The sequence below is a fragment of the Pseudomonas sp. R62 genome (genome assembly GCF_000257605.1).
GTDB lineage: Bacteria > Pseudomonadota > Gammaproteobacteria > Pseudomonadales > Pseudomonadaceae > Aquipseudomonas > Aquipseudomonas atacamensis.
The window spans coordinates 1-779 of the sequence record NZ_AHZM01000926.1; the positions used below are offsets into that span (position 1 = coordinate 1).

2 protein-coding genes are annotated in these 779 nt (G+C 52.8%); both read right to left on the reverse strand.

All coding sequences use genetic code 11. The annotated features are described in order from the left end of the window. Nucleotides 1-94: 94 nt before the first annotated feature. On the reverse strand, nt 95-385 hold the full coding sequence (locus OQK_RS01155) for a type II toxin-antitoxin system RelE/ParE family toxin (protein ID WP_016770737.1): 291 nt from the start codon (nt 383-385) through the stop codon (nt 95-97). Then, the gene (locus OQK_RS01160; protein WP_016770738.1) at nt 378-623 is read right to left on the reverse strand and encodes a type II toxin-antitoxin system ParD family antitoxin; all 246 of its coding nucleotides are present in this window, start codon (nt 621-623) and stop codon (nt 378-380) included. The genes OQK_RS01155 and OQK_RS01160 overlap by 8 nt, the downstream gene beginning before the upstream one ends. Nucleotides 624-779 lie beyond the last annotated feature (156 nt).

Genomic DNA, 779 nt, shown 5'->3' on the forward strand with positions numbered 1-779 from the left:
CAAAAGCAAAGATCGCAGCCTTCGGCAGCTTCTACATCGATTTGTAGGAGCTGCCGAAGGCTGCGATCTTTTGATTTTCGGTGATACGAGAAGGTTAGAGATTACGCTGCGCTTCCATCCGGTCATGCAAGATTCTGATTATCGCGATCCCATAGGCGGTGATTCGAAAATAAATCACGTGACTCTCCACGCTGCAGCGTCGGTAACCGGGGCGGATCGCGTCGCATGCGGGTGCTGTTTTGGGACGATCAGCCAACTGCTCGAAAGACGCAGTCAGGATGTCGATGTAGCGATTGGCCTGATCCAAACCCCATTGTTGAGCTGTATAGGTCCAGATAGCCTCAAGATCCGCTTCGGCGGCGGGGGTAAGTCGGTATTCAGCCATGCGCCCTCAACATTCTCTTTTTGAAAGCATCAGCATCGAATGGCCGGGGGGCACCACTGGATTCTCCTTCTCGAAGGGCTGCGCGGACGGTTTCCAGTTCAGCGTTTCGCTCTTGCTCTCGACGGATCAAATCGCGGATGTATTCGCTGTCGTTGGTGTAATGTCCCGCTTCTATTTGAGCTTTGATCCAATGGTCTTGCTGGTCAGTCACGGTTATGGTTTTTCGTACGGTAGCCATGGTCGGGCCTTTTGCGGGTGGGGAACTTTGCGCAAATTATCATACTAATGGTGCGCTAACGAGTATGAGCCTAGCCGTTACAAGAACGAATCACAGCCTTCGGCAGCTCATGCGTATATCACTTGAGCTGCCGCAGGCTGCATTTTCAGACCCGCG